Here is a 22,526-nt window from a genome sequence, read left to right on the forward strand (position 1 = left end):
AAAATTTCTGACAAGATTTATTTCGAGTCATCAGACCATGCACACCGGCAAGACGAAATTCAGCAGGCATGCGGCTTTCAATCAAAAAGGGAGACAAAGTCCGGCGTGAAAAAAAATTCAAAACAATTTGAAAAAGTGCGTCAGACGTCGTTGAACACCACCCCGCGCGGCGCAATGCCGGCATGGTTGAGACGCTTGACAGCCGCACCCAGCTGGGTCTCGGTGGTGACCCCGGCGCGCGCCACCAGGAACACCGACCCGGCATTGGCGCCCACCACCAGCGCATCGGCCGCCACCAGCACCGGCGGCGCTGTCACCAGCACCACGTCGTAGCGCGCGCCCAGCCGCGCCAGCACGTCGGCGAACAGCCTCGACTGCAGCAGTTCGGCCTGGTGCGGCCCGGCGCCGCCGGCAGCGATGAAGTCGAGCCGGGGCGCGACCGCGGCGCGCAGCGCCTGGTGCGGCTGCAACATCCCGGCCAGGCAATCGGCCAAGCCGGCCGCGCGGTCGAGACCGAAGTGTTGGTGCAGCGTGCCGTCGCGCAAGTCGGCATCGACCAGCAAGGTGCGCTGGCCACCGGCTGCCAGCAGCAGCGCCAGGTTGACTAAAACAAAAGCCGCCCCCACCGCGCGCGTGGGACCGAGGCAGCACACGATGTTGTTGCGACTGTGCGGCAACACGAATTGCAGCGTGGCGCGAAAGGCGCGCAGGCTCTCGGCAGCAACGTCGTCGGGCGCGGCCTGCGCCAGCGAGCGCACCGCCGGCAGCTGTTGCCCGGCCTTCGATGAGGGCTCGGCCTTGCCTGCCCGCCGTAGCTGGCGCCGCAACCGGTCCTGGCTGCGGCTGTGCGGGATGGTCGCGTGCACCGTGTTCGGTCCCAGCAGCGCCTCGATCCGTTCGGGTGCGTCGATGCCGCCGCGCACGGCGCGCCAGGCCAGTGCCAGCAGCGCGCCCAGGAACACCCCGATTACCAGGCCCAGCAACACGATCAGCGGCCGGTTGGGCTTGAGCGTGTTCTCGGGCGCGACCGGCATGTCCACCATGCGCACGGTGCCGATGCTGCCCACCGCCATCAGGCGCAATTGCTGGGCCGTGTTGAGCAGCTCGGTGTACAGCTTGGTGCTGACCGTGACGTCGCGCTCGAGCCTTACCTGTTCCTGCTCGATGCGCGGCAGCCGCTTGATGCGGGTTTCCAGCGCGCCGATCTCGCGGTCGTTTTCGCGCACTTGCTGCGCCACCGCCTGCAACACCGGGTGCTCGTCGGTAAAGCGGCCCAGCAGCTCGGCGCGCTTTTGCACCAGCGTGCTGCGTCGTGCCTGCGCGGCCGCCAGCGTGTCGAGCGCGATGCGCACCTCCTGGGTCAGGTCGATGGTCTCGTGGCCGCTGCGAAAGCCGTTGTAGCTGGCCTCGGCAGCTTCCAGCTGCTGCTTGGCCACCGGCAACTGGCGGTCGAGAAAGGCCAGGGTCTTTTGCGCTTCCTCGGTACGGCGCGCCAGGTTTTGCCGCATGTATTCGCGGCCGATTTCGGTCAGCGTGGCATATACCTGCTGCGGATCGCTGCCCTGCAAGGTGACCGCGATGATGCCCGACAGCTTGCCCTGTTCGGAAATCTGCAGCGACCGCTGCACGCTTTCAAGCGCCGCCAGCCGCGATGTGCGGCGCAAGACATAGCGGGTGCCGGGCGCGCCGCGCAGGCGCGTGACCAGCAATTCCAGGTGATCGGGCGTGGTACGCGTCGCCGCGAAACCCGCCGTGCCGTCCGCTCCAGTTACTCCCGTCGCAGCAGGCCCGGCCGGCAACGCCAGCCGCGCCAGCTGCCCTGTCCGGCCATCGAGCAATGCGCGGCCGGCGCCATCGGTCAGCCGCCAGCGCTCGCCGCCGAGCGCCATGAGGTTGAACTTTCGGCCATACCAGTGGCTTGGCACATCGAACACGGCGACGTCGATTTTTTCGCCACCCCAGGCGTAACCGCCGCGTTCGAACCAGGCCGGCGCCGACAACTGGCCGCCCCGGCGCTGGGCGATCCATTCGCCGCCGAGCGGAAAGTAGCGCGGCCGCGCGTGGATGTACAGGCGCAAGGTATCGACCGCGGGCGCCACCACCAGCCGCGAGCGCAGCAGCTCCATTTCGGCGATCGCGGCCTTCTTGGTCTCGAACAGCGACGACACTTCGTTGAGGATGTTCTTCGACGCATTGGGCTGCTCCTCTTCCACGTGCAGCAGCATGTTGGCCTGATACACGGGCGGCGCCACCAGCGCGTAACCGAGCGCCGCCAGCGTACACAGTGCGGCGACCACCACGATCAGCCAGCGACGTGCGGCCAGCGCGCGGAACCAGGCGCGCCAGGCCAGCATGGTCGGATCGGCCGGCGCGGGCGGCGCCGGGTACTCGATCAGGCGGCCCGGCTGCGCCACGCCCGGCAACGCGCGCAGCATGCGGGAGGTGTCGGCGTCGCGGGGGGCGTCCATGGGGGCATCCATTGTGGGTATCCTAAGGCCGGGTGGTGACGCCAACGGCCGACGACAGCTCGCCCGGGAACAGCTGGCTGATGGCGCGGTGCCAGTTGGTCAGCGTGGAGGCGGCCACGTACACGACATCGCGCGGCTGCAATTCGAATTGCTCGGCCAGGGCCAGCGCGCTGGCCGACCGGGCGTCGAGCCGGTAGACCAGCGATCGCCCCGGGGCGCCGGTGCCGTACACCTTGCCAGTATCAGCCGCAGCCGCAGCCTCAGCCGCCACATCGTCACCATGCCGCGCCCGACGCACCACGTAGACCTGCCCCGCATCTGCGCTTTGCGGATTGAGCCCGCCGGCCTCGCCCAGCGCCTCGCCCAGCGTCAGGCGACCGTCGTGCATGGTCAGCGCGCGGGGCGACAGCACCTCGCCGCCGACGAACACCTTGCTCTCGTCGCGCGGCGGCGCCCGCACCACGTCGCCATCGGCCAGCAGCATCGCAGCCGGGTGCCCCTGGCTGGGGGCAGCACTGTCCGCGGGTGCTTGCGGCTGCGGCGGCCCGCCACGCATCGCCGCCGCCAGGTCGATGCGGTAACGCTGCCCCGCCCGTTCGACCGTGATGCGGCTCTGGTCGGCCGTTGGCAACAGGCCACCGGCGCGGTTGAGCGCTTCGAGCAGGGTCATGGGAATGTCGTTGATCGGTTGCGGGCCGGGCGTGCGCACCTGGCCTTCGACATACACGCGCTGGCTGCGGTAGGCCATCACCGTCACCGTCACGCGCGGCGCCCGGAAGTAGCGTGCCAGCCGCTGCACCAGCCGGTCGCGCGCCGCTTCGCGGGTGAGGCCGGCCAGCGGCACGGCGCCAGCAAACGGGAAATGTAACTGTCCCTGCTGGTCGATGACAAAGGTGGCCGGCGGTGGTCCGGTCTGGCCGTCGAGGTTGTCGGATCGCGACGGCAAGCCGGCGCCGGTCAGCTCGGGATGGTCCCAGACGGTGACGGCCAGCACGTCGCCCACGCCCAGCCGGTAGGCGCTGTCGGTGCCCGCAGCGGTAGCCGGGGCCGGAATCCGGACCGAACCCGGGACCGGGACCGTGACCTGGACCTGGATCGGGATCGGGACTGGGACCGGCAATGCTGCTGGCCTCGACAGCGCGGACACGGCGCTGGCAGCGTCGTCAACATTGCGTTCGCGGCGCTGCCCGGCCAGCCATTGCGCCGTAATCGGTATCACATCCGCGTCGCCAGGGGCGGGGGCACGGTGCGAGGTACCGGCGCAGCCGCACAGGTAAAACAACAACAATGCATACAGGAATTTCGCCATCATCGCCTCCCGGACCAACGACCAGCGTAGTGGGCACGTACCGTTGCGGCCTTGTGCAAGATCAAACGCGCCTGCACGGCTGACCAGCCATCCGGCCCGGAAATACCAGCTATCCGACGAAACAGCTTCCCTTTAGCCTGGGTACGGCCTACTCTGGATATAACAACCAGCGCCGGACGCATCTGCATACCGGCCGATACAGAAGGGGACAATCATGGTCACGATCAAGATCGCTGCAATTTTCGGGCTGCTGTTGCTGGCGGCAATGCTGGTGCAAGGACTGGTATTCGCGCCGACGAGCAAGGTCACGGCGGCAGCGGTGGAAAAGCACCAGCCGGCAGTCGACTTCGACGGCATGCGCCGCGCGTTCCGCGCCTGACGCAGCCGATGCGTGATCTGAACACGCATCGGTGACATGGCGCACAGAGCTTAGGAGGGTGGGCGAAGCAGACTACTGGTTCGCAGTGCACGGCACTGTCCATTCAACCAGGAGATAGCCCATGAAAACCAACCGCTTGCTTGCCGCCCTCTCGCTCGCTTTCGCCGCCACCGGTGTCGCGTTCGCCCAAAATGCCACGGTGGCCAAGGCCGATGCCGACCGCCTGGCCGCCATCGCCCAGGCCAACCTGGCCGAAATTGCAGCCGGAAAGATCGCGGTTGAAAAATCGGCCAACCCCGACGTCAAGGCGTTTGCCCAGAAGATGATCGACGATCACACCACCGGGCTGGACGATACCAAAAAGGTCGCGGCGGCGAAAAACATCACGTTGCCCACTGCGCCCGACGCTGCCCACCAGAAAATGGCGGCCGAGCTGCAAAAGCTGTCGGGCACGGAATTCGACAAGGCCTACATCAAGCAAGGCGGCGTGGCAGACCATGCCAAAGTGCACGCCAAGCTCAAAAAAGACATGACCGGCGCCAAGGACGCCGATATCAAGGCGCTGGCCACCAAGCTCGAACCGATTGTTGCCGAGCATGGCGACATGGCCAAAAAACTCCAGGCATCACTCAAGTAGCCACTCAAGTAACAACTCGTACCGGTCTCAAGGGGCCAGGAATCAAGTCGGCCAGGTAAAGGCGCTCAACCGCCATCGCGGCCCAGCAAACGCCGGGCCACCGCTTCCACCTGGTCGATTTCCACCGGCTTGTTGACGTGGGTGTCGAAGCCGGCTTCCAGCGCCCGTTCGATATCGGCCTTGCGGCCGTAGCCGGTGACCGCAATTGCCGGCACGCTGGCGTTGCGCGCGCCAGTGCGCACGGCGCCGATAAACGCCAGCCCATCCATCTCCGGCATGCCGATGTCGGAAATCAGCAAGTCGATGTCCTCTTCCGCCAGTATAGCCAGCGCGGCGTGGGGAGACGTCGTGGGGCGCACCGTGGCGCCGGTAAATTGCAGCAGCTGGGTGAACGCCTCCATCACATCTTCGCTGTCGTCCACCACCAGTATCCGCACGCCCTCCAACGCCGCTGCGCCCTGTGACGGCGCCAGCGTTTCACGTTCCTGGCGGCGGCTGTCGAGCGGCAGCCAGACCGTGAAGCTGGCGCCGTGGCCGCTGCCGCCGGACGCCGCTTCCACCCGGCCGTTATGCAGTTCGACGATTTGCCGCACCATGGCCAGGCCGATGCCCAGGCCCTTGGTGCCGCGCACGATGCTTGGCGTGCCCTGCCCGAACATGTCGAAAATGGTCGGTAAAAATTCGGCCGCGATACCCTGGCCGTTGTCGCGTACGTCGAGCCGGGCCTGGTCCCCTTCCCTGCTCAGCATTACGTCGATGGTGCCGGCCGCCGGCGTAAACTTGATGGCGTTGTTGAGCAAATTCCAGATCACCTGCTCGATGCGGGTTTGATCGGCATACAGCCACAGCGATTCGTCCGGTTCGCGGTGCGCAATGTGCAGGTTGGCGGCGGCCGGGTCGGCGCGCACCACGTCCACGATCGTGCGTGTCATGACGTTGAGATCGATGCGGCGGCGGTTGATCGCCATCTTGCCGGTCTTGAGCCGCGACAGGTCGAGCAAATCGTTGATGATCTTGGCCTGGCTGACGGTGGAGGCACGAATGGTTTCGGCCGCCTTGTTCAGCACGGCATTGCCCTGGGCTCCGGCCAGCCTGCAGATCAGGTCGGCATTCAGGTGGATCAGGTTGAGAGGATGCTTGAGCTCGTGCGACATCACGGCCAAGAACTCGTCCTTGAGTGCATTGGCGGTCTGCGCCTCGGCGCGGCGGTCGCGTTCGAGCGCCAGTTGCTCCGAGCGCTGCTGGTCGTGCTCCACGCGGCCGGTGAGGTCGCGGCCGATCTTGGCGTAGCCGAAGAATTCGCCGTCGGCCAGCGGCGCCATCACGCCGCTGCAGAAGAACCGGCTGCCATCCTTGCGCAGGTGCCAGCGCTCGTCTTCGGCACGGCCGTCTTCACGCGCGCGGCGCTTTTCGTCGTCCGGCGCGCCCGCTGCACGGTCCTCGGGGGTGAAGATGATGGCGTCGTGGCGGCCCAGCACTTCCTGCTCGGTATAACCGAAGATGCGCTCGGCGCCGCTGTTGAAACTGGTGATGCGACCATCGCAATCGAGCGTCATGATGGCGTAATCCTTGGTGCTGGCAGCCACCAGGCGCATGCGTTCCTCGTTGCGGCGCATCTGCTCTTCGGCCCGACGGCGGCCCGTGATGTCGATAAACGTGAGTACTGCGCCATCGATGCGGTCCTGGCCGGTGCGGTACGGCAGGATGCGGCTGATGAACCAGCGGCCATCGTCGCTGCTCACTTCGCGCTCGACCACGCGCAGGGTGTCGAACGAGGTGCTGGCGTCGGTGGCCAGTTCGGGATAGTCGAGCTTGTGGGTGATGTCGTGCAACGGCCGGCCGACGTCGCCGGGGATCAGGTTGAACAGCGTGGCCGCGTGCGGCGTGTAGCGCTTGATGCGGCGGCTGCGATCGACAAAAATGGTGGCGATGTCGGTGGACGTAATCAGGTTTTGCAGGTCGTCGTTGACCTTGCCCGCTTCCTCCACTTTGTTCTTGAGCTCGTAGTTCACGGTCACCAGTTCCTCGTTGACCGATTGCAGCTCTTCCTTGCTGGTTTCCAGCTCCTCTGTTGCTGAGCGTAATTCTTCGTTGATCGCTTGCAGCTCTTCGTTGGACGCTTTCAGTTCCTCGTTGGAGGTTTCGGAATGCTCGACCGTGTCCTGCAACTGCGCCTTGGTGCGGCGCAGTTCTTCCTCGAGGCCGGTGAGCACAGCGTCCTGTTCAACGCCGTCGGCGTTGATGACCTGCTCTTCCGTGGTCTGCTCGGCCTTGTGGAACAGCACCAGCACGAAGTCGGTGCCGGTGTTCACATCGAACACCGGGCGCACCGCGATATTGACGTAGAACGACCGCTCGCCGCGCTGCATGACAATCCGGCGGGTTTCAACACTCTTGCCGCTTTGAATGGCCTGGAACATCGCCGTGCGCAACTCGAGCCGCAACTCGGGCTCCACCAGCGTGATCAGGTTGCGCGAGGGCTCGCCGGCGGCATGGCGCAGGAACTGGTGGATACCTTCCGACAGGTGCACGATATTAGAATCATGATCGACCAGCGCGCTGGGCGGCGCGTATTCGGCCAGCAGCCGCTGGTGCACCGATGCATACGAAAAAATCACCTTGTCGGGCTGGGCCGGGTTGGCCGCTGCCAGGTGTGGCACCGGCGCCACTACCAGCGGAATTGGCGTGGTCGTACGGGCAAACCGCGGCGCCGGCTTGGCGCGGTACAGGCGGTTCTTCTTATCGACCGGCATGAAAAACTCGGCCAGCGTATCGGCCGATTCGGAGCTGCCCAGGAACAGGTAGCCGCCCGGCTTCAGGGCGAAATGGAACATTTCAAGCAATTGCGCGTGGGTGTCGCGGTTCAGGTAGATCAGCAGGTTGCGGCAGCTGATCAGGTCGAGCCGCGAGAACGGCGGATCGCGCAGCACGTTCTGGCTGGCGAACAGGATGGTGTCGCGCAGTGTTTTACGGATGCGGTAACGGCCGTCCTCGCGCGTAAAGTGCTGGGCCAGCCGGGCCTCGCCCACGTCGTCGGCAATGCTGGGGGCGTACAGGCCGGCACGCGCCACCGCAATGGCGCGTTCGTCGATGTCGGAGCCGAACAGCTGGAACTTGTAGCCGAGGTTGGCGCTGTCGGCATGTTCGGCCAATAGCATTGCCAGCGAATAGGTTTCCTGGCCGGTGGAGCACGCCACGCTCCACACCCTTACCAGGTCGTCGTCGTGGCGGTCGCGGAACAACTCGGGCACGACGTCCTGCGCGAGCACGTCGAACGCTTCGCGGTCGCGAAAAAACTGGGTGACGCCGATCAACATGTCGGCCAACAAGGCATTTCCTTCAGCCGGTTCCTGGCGCAGCAGGTCGCGGTAGTCTTGCAGCGCGTGCAGCTCGCGTACCTGCAGGCGCCGCTCGATACGGCGCAGTACCGTGGCCTGCTTGTATTTTGAGAAATCGTGGCCGGTGCGGGTGCGCAGCAGGCCGAGAATTTCACGCACGATCTCGTACTGTCCCGGCTCGGACGGCGTCGGCGCATCGGCTGCCGCCTGCGGCAGATCGATGTCGCGGAGGTTGCGGAGATTGCGGAGATTGCGCCACAGGTCGGCCAGCTTGTGCGGCATTTGCGCTGCCGGCAATACAAAGTCGGCAAAGCCGGTGTCGATGGCTGCGCGCGGCATGCCGGACTGGCCAGCATCCTCGGGCGCCTGCACCAGCACCATCCCGCCCTGGTCCTTCACCAGCGACAGGCTGCCGATGCCGTCCACGCCGGTGCCACTCAAGATCACCGCGACCGCGCGCGGCCCGTGCGCCAGCGCCAGCGTGCGCATGAACTGGTCGATCGCCACCGGCGGCCCGCCCGGTTTACGTTCGCCCACGCGCAGGTAGCCGTCGTTCATCTCCAACGTCAGATTGGGAGAAATGATATACACCGTATTCTGTTCCACGTGCACCGGCCTGGTGACCGCCACCACCGGCATGCGGGTGGCACGCTGCAAGATGGCGTCGGCATTACTGTCGTGCACCGGCGACAAATGCATGACCACTACGTAAGCGGCGCCGGTATCGACCGGGGCATGTCCGAAGAAATCGAGCAGCGCCTCGATGCCGCCGGCAGATGCGCCGAGGCCGACCACCGGAAACTGCTGGGCGCTGCGCATGACCTTGTCCTGGACAAGATGGATGCGCTGGGGAGAATGATCGGACGGGGCCATATCAGCAGTTCCGGTAAAAAAAGAAGGTCAATTTTACACCGTTGAAAATTTTTCCATCTGTATTAAATATGCGACGTACGACGCGACCTGCGCGCATGTGAGAAAACGCACCGAACTAAAACGCTCCCAGCACCAGCATGGTCGGAAGAGGAGGAACATCGATGCAAAAACTGATACTGATAGGCGCCTCGGCCGGGGGCGTGGCGGCACTCACGCACATTACCGCCGCCCTGCCCGCCGACCTGCCGGCCACGGTGCTGATCGTCATGCACATTGGCGCGCGTCACAGCCTGTTGCCTGACATCCTGCAAAAGCGCTGCCCGCTTCCGGTCACCCACGCCGTGGACCGGGCGCCGCTATTGCCGGGCCAGGTGTTGATCGCGCCGCCCGATTGCCACCTGACCGTGGAACAGCACGACGGCCAGCCGCGCGCCCGCCTGTGGCACGGCCCCAAGGAAAACTACACGCGCCCAGCCATCGATCCGCTGTTCCGCTCGGCCGCCGCCGCCTTCGACGGTCACGTGATCGGCGCCATCCTGACCGGCTATCTCGACGATGGCACGGCCGGCCTGCAGGCCATCAAGGCCTGCGGCGGCCAGGCGGTAGTGCAAGACCCGCAGGAAGCGCAAGTGCCCGACATGCCGGCCAGCGCGATCGGCAACGTCGCAGTGGATCACGTCCTGCGCGTCGCCGAGATGGGTGCGCTGCTGACCAGCCTGGCGGCGCTGCCACCAGAGGCACCATCGGCGCCACCGCCACCACCGGCGCCGACGTGGGTGAAGGTGGAAAACAGCTTCGTGCAAGGCAAAGCCGGTTTGCCGGACCTGCAGCGCATCGGCAAGCCGAGTGGCTATACTTGCCCCGAGTGCGGCGGCGCGTTATGGCAACTCGACGGCGCGGCGCCGGCGCGGTTCCGGTGCCACACCGGCCACGCCTTCACCGCGCGCGTACTGGCGCACATGCAGGAAGAAGCAGTGGAAGCGGCGCTGTGGTCGGCGCTGCGGGCGCTGCAGGAGCAACAACGGCTGGAGCAGGAATTGTTGCAGGACGACCCGCAGCGGGCGGAGAAACTGCAGGCCAATATCACCATCTTGCAGGGGTTGCTGGCCAAGAGCATCTAAATGGCGGCGCGGCTCGTGTGGCACGCCCACACCGCCGGCTGACCGATGGCCGCGCGCAGCGCATCGAGCAGCGCCGTCACCCGCGGCGGCGGCTGGCGCAACGCGCGCAGCGCGTGGATGCCGGTGCTGGCGCGCGGTTGCTGCGACCATTCGGGAAACAGCTGGCGCAGGTGACCGGCATGGATGTCGGGCCCCACCACCCAGTCGGGCAAATAGGCGATGCCCATGCCCTCCTGCGCGGCCAGGCGCATGGCCTCGAAGTCGTCGCAGGCAAACACCGGCTGGCCGCCGCACGCGCGCGCCGGTTGGCCCAGCACGTCGGTCCAGCCCAGCAGGTCAGCGCCGTGCAGCTTGTCGATCAGGCGATGGCAGCTCAAATCGTCGAACGATGCAGGCGTGCCAGCGCGCGCCAGGTAGGCAGGGCTGGCGCACAGGATGCGGGTTTGCGTGGCCAGGCGGCTGGCGATCAGGGTGCTGTCGGCCAGGTCGCCGATGCGGATCACCAGGTCCAGGCGCTCAGCCACCGGGTCGGCCAGGCGTTCGGTCAAATCCAGTTCCAGCCGCAGGTCGGGGTACTGGCAGGCCAGTTGCCCCATCACCGGCAGCACGTAGCGTTTGCCAAAGGTGGGAAAGCACGCCACCCGCAACACGCCCGTCACCTCCCCTTTCATCGAAGCGAGTTCCTGCTGGGCGTCGGCCAGCGCGTCGAGGATCTGGCGTGCGCGTATCAGCAACGCTTCGCCGGCGTCGGTGAGCGTAAGCAGCCGCGTGGAGCGCAGGAACAGCGGCGACTCCAGGTGCTCTTCCAGCATGTCGATCTGGCGACCGATGGACGACGGCGTGCGTCCGCGCCGGCGGCCGGCGCCGGAAAAACTGCCCTCGCGCGCGACATCGACGAACACGCCGAGAAATTCCGCGAATTTTTCTGATTGCATCTTTGCGTTCCTTGCATAGCGGTTGTGGGACGGTGCCCGCTTATCACGCGCGCCGTCCGGTTCTACGCTTCTTTCCACGGCAACTCAACTCTACCAAGGAAAAAACCATGCGTACCTTCAATTACGACCCGCTCTCCCTGTTCATCGACGGCGCCTGGATCGCCGCCGGCAACCGCGATACCGCGCCCGTGGTCAATCCCGCCAATGGCGCGATCCTGGGCCGCGTGCCGCTGGCCACCGCCGCCGACCTGGACCTGGCGTTGGCCACCGCGCGCAGCGCCTTCGACGTCTGGCGCCGCACCGTGCCGGCCGAACGTTCGCGCATCCTGCGCCTCGCCGCCACGCTGATGCGCGAGCGCGCCGAACGCATTGCCACCCTGATGACGCTCGAACAAGGCAAGCCGCTGGCCGAAAGCCGCGACGAAGTGCTGCGCGCCGCCGAATACTTCGAGTGGTTCGCCGAAGAGGCGCGCCGCATCGATGGCCGCGTGGTGCCGTCCAACCGTCCCGGCGTGCAGCAGCTTGTCAAGCGCCAGGCGATCGGCCCGGTGGCCGCATTCACGCCGTGGAACTTCCCGGCGATTACCCCGGCGCGCAAGCTGTCGGCGGCGCTGGCCGCCGGCTGCAGCGTGATCCTCAAACCCGGCGAGGAAAGTCCGGCCACCGCCCTGGCGCTGGCGCGCTGCCTGGACGACGCCGGCCTGCCCAAGGGCGTGCTGCAAGTGGTGTTCGGCGTGCCGGACATGGTGTCGGCGCAGCTGATCGCCTCCCCCGTGATCCGCAAGGTGGCCTTTACCGGGTCGGTACCGGTGGGCCGCCTGCTGTCGGAGCGCGCCGCCGCCGGCGTCAAGCCGATCACGCTCGAACTCGGCGGCCACGGCCCGGTGCTGGTGTTCGACGACGCCGATATCGAGGCTGCCGCAGTTGGCGGCGCCGCCAACCGTTTTCGCGGAACCGGGCAAATCTGCATCTCGTCCACCCGTTTTTTGATCCAGCGCGGCGTGTACGACCGGTTCGTGGAACGCTTCGTCGCCGCCACCGCCGCGCTGGTGATCGGCGACGGCATGACGTCGCAGACGCAGGTTGGACCACTGGCCAATCCGCGTCAACTGGCCAAAATGGAGGCCCTGGTGGCCGACGCAGTCGAACAGGGCGCCACCGTGCTCACGGGCGGCAAGCGCATCGACCGCCCCGGCTACTTTTTTGAACCGACCGTGCTGGCCGATGTGCCGATGACTGCCCGCATCATGCACGAAGAACCGTTCGGCCCGATCGCCGTGCTGATGAAATTCGACACGCTGGAAGATGGCCTGGCCGAGGCGAACCGATTGCCATACGCCCTGTCGGCATATGCCTTTACGACCAATGCCCGTACCGCGCTCGACGTCGGCGACGGCCTGGAAGCGGGCATGATCGGGATTAACCAGTACCGCATCGTCGCCACCGAATTGCCGTTCGGCGGCATGAAGGAAAGCGGTCATGGATCGGAAGGCGGGACAGAAGGGATAGGCCACTATCTCACCAACAAGTTCATCAGCCAGGCGTGACAGGCCCATTTGTGCAAAAGGCGCATAACGGCTTATCACCATCAGCCAGTTATCGCCTTGTCAAAAGATTGTTACGCTCAAAAGGAATGAAAAACTACCGAGGAGCAGGACAATGGCGCAAACGCTAAGGGTGAACGGTCACGAACATGTCGTGGACGTCGAAGGCAGCACACCGCTGCTATGGGTGATACGCGACGTGATCGGCATGACCGGCACCAAGTTCGGCTGCGGCATCGCCCAGTGCGGCGCCTGCACCGTGCACCTGGACGGTAACCCGGTGCGCTCGTGCGTGCTGCCCGTGTCAAGCGTGGGCAACCGCGAAGTGACCACCATCGAAGCGGTGGGCGCCACCGACAGCGGCAGGCGTATCCAGGAGGCGTGGCTGGCGGTGGACGTGGTCCAATGCGGCTACTGCCAGTCGGGCCAGATCATGTCGGCCGCCGCGCTGCTCAAGCGCACGCCGAACCCTACCGACGCCGATATCGACTCGGCCATGTCCGGCAATATCTGCCGCTGCGCCACCTACGTGCGCATCCGCGCCGCCATCAAGCAGGCCGCCACCGGCAAGATCGCGGTCACCCAAGCGATTCCTGTCACCGCGATCGGAGGCCGCAAATGAGCCGCGTCGATGAAACCGTTTCGGCCGGGCGCCGCCAGCTGTTGCAAGCCGCCGGCCTGTCGGTGGCCTTCGTGTGGCTGGCCACGCCCAAGACCGCGCTCGGCATGGTCACCCCGCATCGCCAGGCCGGCGACGCCAAAGCGGCAGCGGCCGACGGCGCACCTGCCTTTGCCCCCAATGCGTTCGTGCGCATCGACACTAGCGGCGCCATCCGCCTGGTGATGCCGATGGTGGAAATGGGCCAGGCCATCTACACCGGTTCGTGCATGCTGCTGGCCGAGGAGCTGGACGTCGACCTGGACCAGATCCAGGTGGAACACGCGCCGGCCAGCGACGAGCTGTATGGCATGAAGCTGCTCAAGGGGCAGATCACGGGCGGCTCCACCAGCACCCGCAGCACGTTTACCGAACTGCGTGAAGCCGGCGCCATCGCCCGCACCCTGCTGGTATCGGCCGCAGCCGCCAAATGGAAGGTGGCGCCCGCCGACTGCGTGGTGGAGCGCGGCGTGATCCGGCACCCAGCCAGCGGCAGAAAGCTCGCTTACGGCCAGGTGGCGGCCGCCGCCAACCAGTTGCCCGATCCCGGCGCAGTCAAACTCAAGTCACCTGCCGAGTTCCGCCTGATCGGCAAACCGATGGCGCGCCTGGACTCGGCCGACAAGGTCTACGGTGTCACCAAGTTCGGCATCGACGTCAGCGTGCCCGGCATGCGAATCGCCACGGTCAAGGCCTGCCCTACCTTTGGCGGCAAGCTGGTGAAGTTCGACGACCGCGCCACGCGGACCGTGCCCGGCGTGATCGACGTAATCAGGATCGACAACGCGGTGGCAGTGGTCGCCATCCACTTCGGCGCGGCCAGGCGTGGCATGGAACTGCTGGAGATCGAATGGGACCGGGGCGCCAATGCGACGCTGACGACGCGCGACCTGCGCGCGGGACTCGCCGCCAGCCAGGCCAATGGCAAGGCCATCCCCGGGCGCGAAGCAGGCACGCGTCCCGCCGGCGAATTGATCGAGGCCACGTACAAGCTGCCGATGCTGGCCCACGCCACCATGGAGCCGCTCAACGCCACCGTCCACGTTACTGCCGACTGCTGCGAGATATGGGCCGGCACCCAGGTGCCGACCAGGGTGGTGGCCAATGCGGCCAGGATCACCGGCCTGACGGTGGCGCAGGTGGTGCTGCATCCGCAATACCTGGGCGGCGGGTTCGGCCGGCGACTGGAGAGCGATTACGTGGACCAGGCGGTGATGTTCGCCAGGCTGGTCAAGTACCCGCTCAAGATCATCTGGACCCGCGAGGAAGACATCGGCCACGACATCGTGCGCCCGATGTACCACGACGTGATTTCGGCGGTGGTCGATGCCAGCGGCATGCCGGTGTGGTACGGCGACCGCATTTGCAGCGCCACCGTATTGGGGCGCTGGCGACCGGGCGGCATGCGCCCGAACGGCCTTGATGGCGACGCCATCGAATGCGTGGCCGACATGCCCTATGCGATTCCCAACATGAAGGTGGAATGGGTGCGCCACGATATGCCGCCGGGACTGCTGGTGGGCTGGTGGCGTGGGGTGGGCGCGCTGCACAACCTGTTCATCGTCGAGAGCTTTTTCGACGAACTGGCGCACCGCGCCAAGGCCGATCCGGTCGCGTGGCGCCGCGCCCTGCTGCGCCACAACCCGCGCGCCACCGCCGTGCTGGACCTGGCGGCGACCAGAATGGGCTGGGGCGCTGCCCTGCCCGCGCGCGTGGGCCGTGGCGTGGCCCTGGGCGAGCCGTTCGGCAGCAAGGTGTGCGCCATGGTGGAGGTGGAAGTTACGCCCGCCGGCGACGTGCGCCTGCGGCGCGCGGTGGTGGCGGTCGATTGCGGCATCCCCGTCAACACCGGCTCGATCGAAGCGCAAATCCAGGGCGGCCTGCTGTTCGGGCTGTCCGCCGCGCTGTTCAACGAGGTAACCATCGCCAACGGCGCCATCGAACAAAGCAATTTCAACGACTACCGCATGATCAGAATGAACGAAACACCCGACGTCGAAGTCCACATCGTCCCCAGCACCGAGGCCCCCGGCGGCATCGGCGAAGTGGGCACCGCCATCGCCGCACCGGCGCTGGCCAACGCGATTTTTGCCGCCACCGGCGTACGCCTGCGCGAACTGCCGATCCGGCGCGAGCTGCTGGCGCAAAAAAGGAGCAAGGCATGAAACGCATGTTGATCATTGCGCCCGTGTGCGCCGCAGTCCTCGGCACGGCTGCGTATTTTTACCTCACCCGTTCCGACCCCGCACCGGGCACCGCGCCGGTACTGGCAGGAGCGCCGGTATCGGCCTCGAAAATCGTGCGCGGTGAGTACCTGGCCAAGGCGGCCGACTGCGTGGCCTGCCACACGGTTGCGGGCGGCAAGCCGTTTGCCGGCGGCCTGCCGTTCAAGCTGCCGTTCGGCACCCTGTACTCGTCCAACATTACGGCCGACCAGGAAACCGGCATCGGCAAGTACAGCGACGACGACTTCGTGCGCGCACTGCACGACGGTGTGCGCCACGACGGCAAGCGCCTGTATCCCGCCTTCCCGTACACGTCGTATTCGCTGCTGAGCCGCGACGATGCGCTGGCGATCAAGGCCTATTTATTCAGCCTGCCGACCGTCACGCAGCAGACGCCGCAGCCAGACCTGGCCTTTCCGTTCAACCAGCGCTGGGCGATGGGCTTCTGGAACGCGGTGTTCTTCAAGAGCGCGCGCTTCAAGCCGGCGCCCGACAAGTCGGCGCAGTGGAACAGCGGCGCTTACACGGCCATTGCGCTGGCCCACTGCGCCGAATGCCACACGCCGCGCAACCTCGGCTTCGCGCTCGACCACCGCAATGAACTGGGCGGCGCGGTGGTCAACGGCTGGCAGGCGCCCAACATCACGTCCGACCCGGTGCACGGCATCGGCAAGTGGACCGACGCCGAGTTGTACCAATACCTGCGCGCCGGCCACGCCCCAGGCCACGGCGCCGCCTCCGGCCCGATGCGCGAAGCGGTGGAAAACAGCCTGCAATACCTCGATCCCACCGACATCCGCAACCTGATCACCTACCTGCGCAGCGTGCCACCGCGCACCGGCGACAACCCGATCGTCGTCAATCCGCAGCCCGACAGCGTGGCCAAGGCCAGCGCATACGCGCCGGCGCCTGATACCCCGGCCCACCTCAAGGACGGCCTGCGCCTGTTCGAGAGCAGCTGCGCCAGCTGCCACCAGTGGAACGGCGACGGCCCGCAATCACCATACGCCGCGCTGCTGGGCGCACGCTCGGTCAACGACCCGTCGGGCCGCAACGTGGTGCAGATGATCCTGACCGGCACCAGGGCGCACATCGCCGGCACGGAGGTGTTCATGCCGTCGTTCCGGGCGTCGCTCACCGACGACGAGATTGCGCAGCTGAGCAACTACGTGCTCTACCAGTTCGGCGGCAAGCAGGGCAAGGTGACGGCGGCGGGAGTGGCGAAGCAGCGGCAGGACTGATCCCCCCAGTCGAACTTATCAAACCGTGATCGCCGAACTAATTGGTCTTGATGTGCGCAGCGCGACATACTCGGTACCTCGGATCATTACCTAAGGACCATTATGAAAAACATGTCGTTGGTTTGCAGTTCGAAGCCCTGCACAAGGACATCATCGACGTCGGCATCGGCGTGCCGGTGACCATGCCCGCTGCTGACAGCGGCATCAAGGCTTGGCCTATACTGTGCGGCGCCTGGGTGGCGGTGATGCGCGCCGATCACCGGCTGGCCAGCCAGCCCGGTTTGACGGTTGCCGATCTTGCCGCCGAGCGCCTGATCTTCTTCGAGCGGCCAGTCGTGCCGCACTTGCACGACCTGCTGGTGGCTGCCTGCAAGCGTGCCGGCTTTTGCCCGAACTTCGTGTACGAGACGCAGCAGTCGCAGATGGGGGTGTCAATGGCAGGTGAAGGGGCGGGATTGATGCTGGGCGCCGCATACATCTTCACCGCGCTGCCTGCCGGCGTGACGATGCGGCCGATTACCGATCTGGCGCCGCTGGCGGTACACCTGTTTACCCGCGCGGCCGAGCAAGATGCGCTGATCAGCGAATTTACCGAGATCGCCGCGGAGAAAGCGCGCCGCATCCAGCTGTTCCTGGACGCGAACTGCCAGATCCCGCTACTGCGGGACGATATCGAGCGCCGGCGCCGGCCGCCCGAACAAAAAGCCCTGGAAAATCCGGCAACCATTGGCGACCAGGAAATCACGTTGGGCAGCCGTTTCCACCCCCTCGGCCACCACCTCGAGGCCAAGGCTCGCGGCCAGCCCAATAATGGCGCGGGCGATCGCCGCGTCGTTGGGATTGCACCAGGCATCCTTGACAAAGGCACGATCGATTTTCAGTTGGCACAACGGCAGGCGCTTGAGGTAACTGAGCGACGAGTAGCCGGTGCCAAAGTCGTCGAGCGAGAAGCGCACGCCCAGCGCCCGCAGTTGCGCCATTTTCGCCGCCACGTCGTCCACGTCATCGAGCAGCATGCTCTCCGTGAGCTCGAGCCGCAACCGGTCGGGCCGGGCGCCGCTGCCAGCGACGATCCCGATGGTCTGGCGGACAAAGTCGGGCTGGCGAAACTCCCTGGCGCTGACGTTGACGGCCAGCGTCCAGTGCGCGGTCTCCGGCTGCGCCGCCCAGTGCACCAGCTGGATACAGGCTTGCTCGAGCGCCCAGCGGCCCAGCGACATGATCAGGTCGGTGCGTTCGGCGATCTGATTCGACGTCCGCCCAGTTGATAAGAAAAACTAATTAACCAAAGGCAGACCCCGCACCACCGCTTCCGCAAGTGTCGCCGTAACGCCAGTTTGGCGATGATGGAGCCTTATCGTGCGGCAGAGCCTCCAGCAGGCTCGCCGCCCACCCCACACCACACGGCGACGCCGAGACCTCGGCCCGGGAGAGAGCACATGACAGGTTTTACGGCCCTGGAGCTGGCCCGCATACAGTTCGGGTTCACCATCTCCTTCCACATCATCTTTCCGGCGCTGTCGATCGGCCTGGCCAGTTACCTGACGGTGCTGGAACTGTGCTGGCTGCGCACGCGGCGCCAGTTGTATCGGGACCTGTACCACTTCTGGCTCAAGATTTTCGCGGTCAACTTCGGCATCGGCGTGGTGTCCGGCATCGTGCTCGCTTACCAGTTCGGCACCAACTGGAGCTTCTTCTCGCAGTATGCCGGCGGCATCACCGGGCCGCTGCTGACCTACGAAGTACTCACCGCGTTCTTCCTGGAGGCGGGTTTTCTCGGCGTGATGCTGTTCGGCTGGAACCGCGTGGGCCCCGGCTTGCACTGCTTTGCCAGCGCCATGGTCGCCATCGGCACGCTGATCTCCACCACCTGGATCCTGGCCTCGAACAGCTTCATGCAAACGCCGCAAGGCTACCGCGTGGAGAACGGCGTGCTGGTGCCCGACAGCTGGCTCGAGATCATTTTCAATCCGTCGTTCCCGTTTCGCCTGATGCACATGAGCGTGGCCGCCTTTCTCGCCACGGCGATGGTGGTGGCCGCGTGCGGCGCCTGGCACCTGCTGCGCAAGAACGACACGCCGGCCGTGCGCAAGATGTTTTCGATGGCGATGTGGATGCTCCTGGTGACCGCGCCGCTGCAGGCCTTCCTCGGCGATGCCCACGGCATCAACACCTTGAAGCACCAGCCGGCCAAGATCGCCGCCATCGAAGGCCACTGGGAAAACCACGGCGCCGACCCGCTGCCGCTGGTAGTGTTCGCGATTCCCGACATGGACGGCGAAACCAACCGCTACCAGGTCGCGATTCCCCGCATGGGCAGCTGGATCCTTACCCATACCTGGGGCGGACAGATTCGCGGCCTCAAAGACTTCCCGAAAGGGGACCGGCCCAACTCCACCATCATCTTCTTCACCTTCCGCGTGATGGTGGGGCTCGGAATGGCGATGATCGGCGTGGCGCTACTGGGCCTGTGGCTGCGCCGCCGCCACGCCATGTACAGCACGCGCTGGTTCCTGCGCCTGACCACCTCGATGGGACCGGCCGGCCTGGTCGCCATCCTGGCCGGCTGGTACACCACCGAGATCGGCCGCCAGCCGTGGATCGTCTATGGACTGCTGCGCACGAAGGATGCGGTGACGCCGCACGCGGTGGGCACCGTGGCGCTGTCGCTCGGCCTGTTCATTGTGGTGTACGCCTTCGTGTTCGGCGTGGCCATCACCTACATCTTCCGCCTGATGCGCAACGGGCCGGCACGCTTCCTGCCCGATGCCGCCACCGAGGGTGGCCCCGGCCAGGCCAACACACCGAGCCGGCCGCTGTCGGCGGCGCCCGACCACATCAATCCGCATGGGAGCACACTGTAATGGGCACCGACCTGACCAGTAACTTGAGTACCATTTGGGCAGTCATCATTTTCTTCGGCGTGTTCATGTACGTCGTCATGGATGGCTTCGACCTGGGCATCGGCATGCTGTTCCCGTTCGTGCCCGACCGCCACGAACGCGACGTCATGATGAACACCGTGGCGCCGGTCTGGGACGGCAACGAGACCTGGCTGGTGCTCGGCGGCGCCGCACTGTTTGCCGCCTTCCCGCGCGCCTACGCCATCATCCTCTCGGCGCTGTACCTGCCGTTGATCTTCATGCTGCTGGGACTGATCTTCCGCGGCGTGGCGTTCGAGTTCCGCTTCAAGGCGCTCGACCATGAACGCCCCGTGTGGGACCTGGCCTTTATCGGCGGCTCGGTGACGGCAGCGTTCTTCCAGGGCGTGGCGCTCGGCACTTACGTGCATGGCATTGCGCTGGTGGCCACCGCCACCGGGCCGCAGTTCGCCGGCGGCGCCTTCGACTGGCTGGCGCCGTTCCCGCTCATGTGCGGCGTGGGCGTGATGGCGGCCTACACCCTGCTCGGCTGCACCTGGCTGATCTTCCGTACCGAGGGACCACTGCAACGGCGCATGCTCACCACCGCGCGGCCGCTGGCGCTGCTGCTGGTGGTAGCGATCGTCGCCGTCAGCATCTGGACCCCGCTGGCCGATGCCGACGTGGCGGCGCGCTGGTTCACCTGGCCCGGCATGCTGTGGTTTGCGCCGGTGCCGATCCTGGTGGTGGCGGGCGTGATACTGCTGCTGCGCTCCCTCGCCGGCGCGGCGCCGCACCACGGGCCGTTCATGGCGTCGCTGGGGCTGATCTTCCTCGGCTACACCGGTCTGGCGATCAGCATCTGGCCCAATATCGTGCCGCCCACGCTGTCGATCTGGGCTGCCGCGTCGCCGCCGGCCAGTCAGGGCTTCGCGCTGGTGGGCACGCTGTTCATCCTGCCGTTCGTGCTGGGCTACTCGTGCTTCTCGTATTACGTCTTCCGGGGCAAGGTCAAGCTCGGCGAGGGGTATCACTGATGCAGGCCCAACGCAAAATGTGGCTGGGCCGGGTGGGCTGGCTGGTGGTGATCTGGCTGCTCAGCGTGGGCGCGCTCGGCATCGTCGCCAGCCTGCTGCACCTGGCGATGCGTGCGGCCGGCATGCGCTAGCGGCCACTTGTGCGCAGGGTGCACAGCGGTTAGCCGGCCAGGGGCAATTATCAAACCGGTGGTTCGTGGTTAAGCTGGATCCACCTCTACTTTTTCAGGAACCCACCATGAAAGCCATCACCTTCGACAAATTCGGCGCCAGCGACGTACTCAAACTGGGCGACGCGCCCGAGCCGGTATTGCGCCCCGACGACCTGATCGTGCGCACCCACGCAGCAGGCGTCAACCGCGCGGACCTCACCCACCGCCGCGGCGGTTACGGCTGGCCCGACTTCGGCGACTCCACCATCATGGGCCTGGAGATCGCTGGCGAAGTGATCGCGGTCGGCGCCAATGTCACCGGCTTCAAGTTCGGCGACCGCGTGATGGGCATCGTCGGCGGCGGCGCGTACGCCGAAATCTCGCGCATCGACCACCGCATGGCGATGCCGATCCCCGCAGGCCTCGACTACGTCCAGGCGGCCGCCATTACCGAAGTTTTCGTCACCGCGCACGAAGCGCTGCTCCACCTGGGCAAACTGCAGGAAGGCGAAACGGTCCTGATCCACGCCGGCGCCGGCGGGGTGGGCGGCGCGGCGGTACAACTGGCGCGCGCGGCTGGCGCCACCGTGATCACGACCGCGCAAGCGGGCGCCCACGACCTGGTACGCCGCATGGGCGCCCACCATGCGATTGACTACGACAACGAAGACTTTGCGCAGGTGGTGGCCATGCTGACCGGCGAACGCGGCGTGGACGTGATCCTCGACTTCATCGGCGCGCCCTACTTCGAGCGCAACGTCAATTCGCTCAACTTCGGCGGCCGCCTGGTACAGATCGGCATCATGGGCGGCATCGAGAACGCCAAGATTCCGCTCGACCGCCTGCTGTACCGCCACCTGCACATCATTGGCACGGTGATGAAGTCGCGCAGCCAGGAAGTCAAGCACGCCATGTCGCGCCGCTTCAAGGAGCGCTGGCTGTCGCAGTTCGGCAAGGATGGCCTGATGCCGGTGATCGACAGCGTATTTCCGCTGGCAGAAGCCGGCGCGGCGCAGCAGCGCATGGAAGATGGTTTGAATGTCGGCAAGATCGTGTTGACGATGTAGTGTCTACCGCCCTTCCCTGGCCTTCCTCACCCCCCGGTCACCGCCATCGCCTTTTGCCACGCCGGGCGCGCTTCGATGGCGGTGGTGAACGCCTTCAGGCGCGGCCAGCGGGTCGCTTCCGGCTGTTTGACGGCGATGCCGACCGGGAAGCTGAGCATGATGTCGGCGCCGGTCAGGTCGTCGCCGATGAAGTAGCCGGACGACTCGAGGATGCTTTCCAGGTAGTCGAAGTGGCTGATCACCTCGCTGTCGATGCGGCCGTGCAGCGGCACGCCGCCGTCGCCGAGGCGCGTGACGTAAATGCGCAGCAGCAGCGGGATCATGGCCGAGCCCTCGGCAAAATGCATCAGCTGCAGGTGGCGCAGCGCCGCAGGCGTGCCGGCTGCCGGTTGCAGGGCGCCCTTGCCGTAGCGGTCCAGCAGGTACTGGACGATGGCGCCCGATTCCTCGATCAGGACGCCGTCGTCTTCGAGCAGCGGCGACTTGCCCAGCGGGTGGATGGCTTTCAGTTCCGGCGGGGCGAAATTGGTAACCGGGTCGCGCTGGTAGCGTACCAGTTCGTACGGCAGGCCCAGTTCCTCGAGCAGCCAGACGATGCGCTGCGAGCGGCTCTTGTTGAGATGGTGTACCCGAATAGCCATGTTGTGCCTTCCTGTCTGCGTAAGCGTTTAAACGTTCAAA

At 66.0% G+C, this 22,526-nt stretch carries 16 protein-coding genes and 2 pseudogenes; 12 read left to right on the forward strand and 6 right to left on the reverse strand.

Going from position 1 to position 22,526, the window contains the following annotated elements:
* Nucleotides 1-140: 140 nt before the first annotated feature.
* Together DUPY_RS00180 and DUPY_RS28725 are read right to left on the reverse strand one after the other, a co-directional pair.
* Nucleotides 141-2,468 carry a GNVR domain-containing protein gene (locus tag DUPY_RS00180; RefSeq protein WP_070245746.1) on the reverse strand — a complete coding sequence of 776 codons (2,328 nt, stop codon included), beginning with the start codon at nt 2,466-2,468 and terminating at the stop codon, nt 141-143.
* A gap of 22 nt (nt 2,469-2,490) precedes the next feature.
* Nucleotides 2,491-3,777, reverse strand: a complete 1,287-nt coding sequence (locus DUPY_RS28725) for a polysaccharide biosynthesis/export family protein (RefSeq protein ID WP_229255180.1) — start codon at nt 3,775-3,777, stop codon at nt 2,491-2,493.
* A 214-nt stretch (nt 3,778-3,991) separates the two neighbouring features.
* On the opposite strand from DUPY_RS28725, the gene DUPY_RS28200 reads away from it, so the two are divergent.
* Nucleotides 3,992-4,156: a hypothetical protein gene (locus DUPY_RS28200; RefSeq protein ID WP_167358996.1), complete on the forward strand. Its 165-nt coding sequence runs from the start codon at nt 3,992-3,994 to the stop codon at nt 4,154-4,156.
* Nucleotides 4,157-4,277: 121 nt separating this feature from the next.
* The gene (locus DUPY_RS00190; protein ID WP_070245719.1) at nt 4,278-4,793 is read left to right on the forward strand and encodes a DUF4142 domain-containing protein; all 516 of its coding nucleotides are present in this window, start codon (nt 4,278-4,280) and stop codon (nt 4,791-4,793) included.
* Nucleotides 4,794-4,858: 65 nt separating this feature from the next.
* Here DUPY_RS00190 and DUPY_RS00195 read toward each other — a convergent pair whose 3' ends face one another.
* Entirely contained in the window at nt 4,859-9,004 is a 4,146-nt protein-coding gene (locus DUPY_RS00195; protein ID WP_070245720.1) for a CheR family methyltransferase, read from the reverse strand.
* A 161-nt stretch (nt 9,005-9,165) separates the two neighbouring features.
* Between DUPY_RS00195 and DUPY_RS00200 the strand changes: the two genes are divergently transcribed.
* Nucleotides 9,166-10,125, forward strand: a complete 960-nt coding sequence (locus DUPY_RS00200) for a chemotaxis protein CheB (protein WP_070245721.1) — start codon at nt 9,166-9,168, stop codon at nt 10,123-10,125.
* On the opposite strand, the gene DUPY_RS00205 is transcribed toward DUPY_RS00200, so the two are convergent.
* Nucleotides 10,122-11,060 (reverse strand): LysR family transcriptional regulator, encoded by a 939-nt coding sequence (locus tag DUPY_RS00205; RefSeq protein ID WP_070245722.1) that lies wholly within the window; start codon nt 11,058-11,060, stop codon nt 10,122-10,124. The two genes, DUPY_RS00200 and DUPY_RS00205, sit on opposite strands and share 4 nt — an antisense overlap.
* Before the next feature lie 107 nt (nt 11,061-11,167).
* Here DUPY_RS00205 and DUPY_RS00210 point away from each other — a divergent pair, with 107 nt between their 5' ends.
* From DUPY_RS00210 to DUPY_RS28730, 5 genes and pseudogenes are all read left to right on the forward strand, one after another.
* Entirely contained in the window at nt 11,168-12,607 is a 1,440-nt protein-coding gene (locus DUPY_RS00210; RefSeq protein WP_070245723.1) for an NAD-dependent succinate-semialdehyde dehydrogenase, read from the forward strand.
* A 112-nt stretch (nt 12,608-12,719) separates the two neighbouring features.
* Entirely contained in the window at nt 12,720-13,226 is a 507-nt protein-coding gene (locus DUPY_RS00215) for a (2Fe-2S)-binding protein (RefSeq protein ID WP_070245724.1), read from the forward strand.
* The gene (locus DUPY_RS00220) at nt 13,223-15,427 is read left to right on the forward strand and encodes a xanthine dehydrogenase family protein molybdopterin-binding subunit (RefSeq protein WP_070245725.1); all 2,205 of its coding nucleotides are present in this window, start codon (nt 13,223-13,225) and stop codon (nt 15,425-15,427) included. The genes DUPY_RS00215 and DUPY_RS00220 overlap by 4 nt, the downstream gene beginning before the upstream one ends.
* Nucleotides 15,424-16,728: a c-type cytochrome gene (locus tag DUPY_RS00225; RefSeq protein WP_070245726.1), complete on the forward strand. Its 1,305-nt coding sequence runs from the start codon at nt 15,424-15,426 to the stop codon at nt 16,726-16,728. Before DUPY_RS00220 ends, DUPY_RS00225 begins: the two co-directional genes overlap by 4 nt.
* A 50-nt stretch (nt 16,729-16,778) precedes the next feature.
* Nucleotides 16,779-17,330, forward strand: a pseudogene (locus DUPY_RS28730) (LysR family substrate-binding domain-containing protein); the annotation flags it as partial.
* A 54-nt stretch (nt 17,331-17,384) separates the two neighbouring features.
* On the opposite strand, the pseudogene DUPY_RS28205 reads toward DUPY_RS28730, so the two are convergent.
* Nucleotides 17,385-17,972, reverse strand: a pseudogene (locus tag DUPY_RS28205) (EAL domain-containing protein); the annotation flags it as partial.
* A gap of 195 nt (nt 17,973-18,167) precedes the next feature.
* On the opposite strand from DUPY_RS28205, the gene DUPY_RS00235 reads away from it, so the two are divergent.
* The 4 genes from DUPY_RS00235 (at nt 18,168) to DUPY_RS00245 (ending at nt 21,845) form a co-directional block, all read left to right on the forward strand.
* Complete coding sequence (locus DUPY_RS00235; protein ID WP_070245728.1) at nt 18,168-19,592, forward strand: cytochrome ubiquinol oxidase subunit I; 1,425 nt, start codon at nt 18,168-18,170, stop codon at nt 19,590-19,592.
* A complete protein-coding gene (gene cydB, locus DUPY_RS00240) occupies nt 19,592-20,626 on the forward strand; it encodes a cytochrome d ubiquinol oxidase subunit II (protein WP_070245729.1) in 1,035 nt (344 codons plus the stop codon). Before DUPY_RS00235 ends, cydB begins: the two co-directional genes overlap by 1 nt.
* On the forward strand, nt 20,626-20,757 hold the full coding sequence (locus tag DUPY_RS27020; protein ID WP_141749350.1) for a DUF2474 domain-containing protein: 132 nt from the start codon (nt 20,626-20,628) through the stop codon (nt 20,755-20,757). The genes cydB and DUPY_RS27020 overlap by 1 nt, the downstream gene beginning before the upstream one ends.
* 107 nt (nt 20,758-20,864) lie before the next feature.
* Entirely contained in the window at nt 20,865-21,845 is a 981-nt protein-coding gene (locus tag DUPY_RS00245) for an NAD(P)H-quinone oxidoreductase (protein WP_070245730.1), read from the forward strand.
* Between the two features lie 26 nt (nt 21,846-21,871).
* On the opposite strand, the gene DUPY_RS00250 is transcribed toward DUPY_RS00245, so the two are convergent.
* Nucleotides 21,872-22,486, reverse strand: a complete 615-nt coding sequence (locus DUPY_RS00250) for a glutathione S-transferase family protein (protein ID WP_070245731.1) — start codon at nt 22,484-22,486, stop codon at nt 21,872-21,874.
* Nucleotides 22,487-22,526: the final 40 nt, after the last annotated feature.

This window comes from Duganella phyllosphaerae (assembly GCF_001758785.1).
Lineage (GTDB): Bacteria > Pseudomonadota > Gammaproteobacteria > Burkholderiales > Burkholderiaceae_D > Rugamonas > Rugamonas phyllosphaerae.

What these genes read in the sequence shown, in the direction of transcription:
- DUPY_RS00220 (WP_070245725.1), top strand. Translation starts at nt 13,223, where the DNA reads ATGAGCCGCGTCGATGAAACCGTTTCGGCCGGGCGCCGCCAGCTGTTG.
- DUPY_RS28200 (WP_167358996.1), top strand. Translation starts at nt 3,992, where the DNA reads ATGGTCACGATCAAGATCGCTGCAATTTTCGGGCTGCTGTTGCTGGCG.
- DUPY_RS00180 (WP_070245746.1), bottom strand. Translation starts at nt 2,468, where the DNA reads ATGGACGCCCCCCGCGACGCCGACACCTCCCGCATGCTGCGCGCGTTG.
- DUPY_RS00245 (WP_070245730.1), top strand. Translation starts at nt 20,865, where the DNA reads ATGAAAGCCATCACCTTCGACAAATTCGGCGCCAGCGACGTACTCAAA.
- DUPY_RS00225 (WP_070245726.1), top strand. Translation starts at nt 15,424, where the DNA reads ATGAAACGCATGTTGATCATTGCGCCCGTGTGCGCCGCAGTCCTCGGC.
- DUPY_RS00235 (WP_070245728.1), top strand. Translation starts at nt 18,168, where the DNA reads ATGACAGGTTTTACGGCCCTGGAGCTGGCCCGCATACAGTTCGGGTTC.
- DUPY_RS00200 (WP_070245721.1), top strand. Translation starts at nt 9,166, where the DNA reads ATGCAAAAACTGATACTGATAGGCGCCTCGGCCGGGGGCGTGGCGGCA.
- cydB (WP_070245729.1), top strand. Translation starts at nt 19,592, where the DNA reads ATGGGCACCGACCTGACCAGTAACTTGAGTACCATTTGGGCAGTCATC.
- DUPY_RS27020 (WP_141749350.1), top strand. Translation starts at nt 20,626, where the DNA reads ATGCAGGCCCAACGCAAAATGTGGCTGGGCCGGGTGGGCTGGCTGGTG.
- DUPY_RS00195 (WP_070245720.1), bottom strand. Translation starts at nt 9,004, where the DNA reads ATGGCCCCGTCCGATCATTCTCCCCAGCGCATCCATCTTGTCCAGGAC.
- DUPY_RS00250 (WP_070245731.1), bottom strand. Translation starts at nt 22,486, where the DNA reads ATGGCTATTCGGGTACACCATCTCAACAAGAGCCGCTCGCAGCGCATC.
- DUPY_RS00190 (WP_070245719.1), top strand. Translation starts at nt 4,278, where the DNA reads ATGAAAACCAACCGCTTGCTTGCCGCCCTCTCGCTCGCTTTCGCCGCC.
- DUPY_RS00215 (WP_070245724.1), top strand. Translation starts at nt 12,720, where the DNA reads ATGGCGCAAACGCTAAGGGTGAACGGTCACGAACATGTCGTGGACGTC.
- DUPY_RS00205 (WP_070245722.1), bottom strand. Translation starts at nt 11,060, where the DNA reads ATGCAATCAGAAAAATTCGCGGAATTTCTCGGCGTGTTCGTCGATGTC.
- DUPY_RS28725 (WP_229255180.1), bottom strand. Translation starts at nt 3,777, where the DNA reads ATGGCGAAATTCCTGTATGCATTGTTGTTGTTTTACCTGTGCGGCTGC.
- DUPY_RS00210 (WP_070245723.1), top strand. Translation starts at nt 11,168, where the DNA reads ATGCGTACCTTCAATTACGACCCGCTCTCCCTGTTCATCGACGGCGCC.